Here is a 2,404-nt window from a genome sequence, read left to right as displayed (position 1 = left end):
TGCTCTCGTCCCCCTAAAAGAAAGAAATTTTTATGTCGGTTTTTTAATTAATGTATATATACATTAGTAAACATAAAAAACACCTCTATACTTAGAGATGTTTTTCTGATGCTAATTTCCATACCGTTGCAATATTCCTTGCGGTCATTTTAATATTTTCTTCCGCTGATCTATATGCTTCTTCTAATGTCATTGGGCTTGCTGTCACCCCGAATACAGCATCGATCCCCTCTTTATAAATCGGAATATGATTTGAAAGAACGGAGCCACCAATAGCGATAACTGGTATATGATGTTGTTTCACACGTCTAGCAACACCAACAGGAGCTTTTCCGTAGGCTGTTTGTTCATCTATTCTTCCTTCACCTGTCAAAACAAGATCAGCGCCTTCTATATGTTTATCAAAGCCTATATAATCTAATACAATTTCAATTCCTTTTCGAAGTTGTCCTTTTAATACCGCAACGACTGCTGCTCCTACACCTCCAGCCGCTCCTGCACCTGGAACTTCTGCTACATCGACATGGAAGTGTTCTTTTAATATATGAGCATAATGTTTCAAATTTTCTTCTAGTTCTTTCATCATTTCTACATTAGCTCCCTTTTGTTTAGCAAATACAAAAGAGGCTCCTTTTGGCCCAATTAACGGATTATCTACATCACATGCCGCTTCTAATTTCACATGTACGAAACGAGAATCTAGTTCCGAAAGATTAAAAGTGGCAATGGAATGTAAATTGCCACCAACAGGCTCCATTACTTCTCCATTTTCATTTAAGAACTTCGCACCTAAAGCAGACAGCATGCCAGCTCCACCATCATTGGTAGCACTTCCTCCGAGCCCTAGAATGATATGCTGTACCCCTTGATCTAATGCATGTAATATGAGTTCTCCTGTTCCTCTTGTAGTCGTAATAAGCGGATTTCGTTTTTCAATTGGAATATGATGCAGTCCTGATGCTGCTGCCATTTCAATAAATGCTGTTCTTTTATCTTGAGAAATACCGTAAAACGCCTCTACTTCCTCTCCAAGTGGACCTGTGACATCGAGTGAAATAACCTTTCCACCTGTAGCATCAACAAGAGATTGAACAGTTCCTTCTCCTCCATCTCCAATTGGAGCTGTTACATACTTAGCTTCAGGAAAAACCTCACTAAATCCCATTTCAATGGCCTTACATACCTCTATTGCCCGTAAACTCTCTTTATATGAATCAGATGCAATAACAACTTTCAACATCTATCCCCCCATTACCAATATCCAAACGTATTGTATTCACTTCTACCTTTCTATTGTAAACGAAATGAATTCAAGCCGTCTTCCTTAAACAGAATACAAAAAAGCTTACATCGATTGATGTAAGCTTTTTCTGATTTATAAATGGAGCCTAGCGGGATCGAACCGCTGACCTCCTGCGTGCAAGGCAGGCGCTCTCCCAGCTGAGCTAAGGCCCCGAAGTAAAAAAGCGGAAGACGGGATTCGAACCCGCGACCCCAACCTTGGCAAGGTTGTATTCTACCACTGAACTACTTCCGCGAAAATGGTGAGCCATGAAGGACTCGAACCTTCGACCCTCTGATTAAAAGTCAGATGCTCTACCAACTGAGCTAATGGCTCGTAAATGGCTGGGCTAGCTGGATTCGAACCAGCGCATGACGGAGTCAAAGTCCGTTGCCTTACCGCTTGGCTATAGCCCATTAATATTTACTAGTATGCTTGTCTTATCAAAAAAATAAACCCTGCTCAGGTTATTTTTTGAAAAATGGTGGAGGGGGGCAGATTCGAACTGCCGAACCCGAAGGAGCGGATTTACAGTCCGCCGCGTTTAGCCACTTCGCTACCCCTCCGACATTATAAAATATATGGTGGAGGATGACGGGATCGAACCGCCGACCCCCTGCTTGTAAGGCAGGTGCTCTCCCAGCTGAGCTAATCCTCCAAAAGTGGTGACCCGTACGGGATTCGAACCCGTGTTACCGCCGTGAAAGGGCGGTGTCTTAACCACTTGACCAACGGGCCAAAAGTTGTAATACTGTTCCCAAGCTTCCAACCGGGCTTGAACCGGTGACCTCTTCCTTACCATGGAAGTGCTCTACCAGCTGAGCTATGGAAGCATAATGGCTCCGCAGGTAGGACTCGAACCTACGACCGATCGGTTAACAGCCGATAGCTCTACCACTGAGCTACTGCGGAATAATGCAAGCCTGGCAACGTCCTACTCTCACAGGGGCAAGGCCCCAACTACCATCGGCGCTAGAGAGCTTAACTTCCGTGTTCGGTATGGGAACGGGTGTGACCTCTCTGCCATCATTACCAGACTTTATTCATTTGAGACAATCATTATTATACTTGATTCACTCAGAAAGTCAACAAGTTTTTTTATATTCTCTCAAAACTAGATAA

Annotated in this window: 1 protein-coding gene, 9 tRNA genes and 1 rRNA gene; all 11 read right to left on the bottom strand. The window is 43.4% G+C overall.

Annotated elements, in window-relative coordinates; translation table 11 throughout:
- Positions 1-91: 91 nt before the first annotated feature.
- The 11 genes from V7183_RS09690 to rrf all read right to left on the bottom strand — a co-directional run bounded on the left by V7183_RS09690 (position 92) and on the right by rrf (position 2,319).
- Positions 92-1,237 carry a glycerate kinase gene (locus V7183_RS09690; RefSeq protein ID WP_335359341.1) on the bottom strand — a complete coding sequence of 382 codons (1,146 nt, stop codon included), beginning with the start codon at positions 1,235-1,237 and terminating at the stop codon, positions 92-94.
- 145 nt (positions 1,238-1,382) lie between these two features.
- A tRNA-Ala gene (locus tag V7183_RS09685) sits at positions 1,383-1,455 on the bottom strand.
- Between the two features lie 10 nt (positions 1,456-1,465).
- Positions 1,466-1,537 (bottom strand) — tRNA-Gly (locus V7183_RS09680).
- A 5-nt stretch (positions 1,538-1,542) separates the two neighbouring features.
- A tRNA-Lys gene (locus tag V7183_RS09675) sits at positions 1,543-1,618 on the bottom strand.
- A gap of 5 nt (positions 1,619-1,623) precedes the next feature.
- Positions 1,624-1,698: transfer RNA gene (locus V7183_RS09670), tRNA-Gln, on the bottom strand.
- Between the two features lie 66 nt (positions 1,699-1,764).
- Positions 1,765-1,848 (bottom strand) — tRNA-Tyr (locus V7183_RS09665).
- A 16-nt stretch (positions 1,849-1,864) separates the two neighbouring features.
- A tRNA-Val gene (locus tag V7183_RS09660) sits at positions 1,865-1,940 on the bottom strand.
- 5 nt (positions 1,941-1,945) lie between these two features.
- Positions 1,946-2,020 (bottom strand) — tRNA-Glu (locus V7183_RS09655).
- Positions 2,021-2,042: 22 nt separating this feature from the next.
- Positions 2,043-2,115, bottom strand: a tRNA-Thr gene (locus V7183_RS09650).
- A gap of 4 nt (positions 2,116-2,119) precedes the next feature.
- A tRNA-Asn gene (locus tag V7183_RS09645) sits at positions 2,120-2,194 on the bottom strand.
- Between the two features lie 9 nt (positions 2,195-2,203).
- Positions 2,204-2,319 (bottom strand): 5S ribosomal RNA (gene rrf, locus V7183_RS09640).
- Positions 2,320-2,404: the final 85 nt, after the last annotated feature.

This window comes from Bacillus sp. JJ1127 (assembly GCF_036965845.1).
GTDB lineage: Bacteria > Bacillota > Bacilli > Bacillales > Bacillaceae_G > Bacillus_A.
The sequence above is the reverse complement of the archived record's forward strand: the minus strand, read 5'-3'. Positions and strand labels throughout refer to the sequence as shown.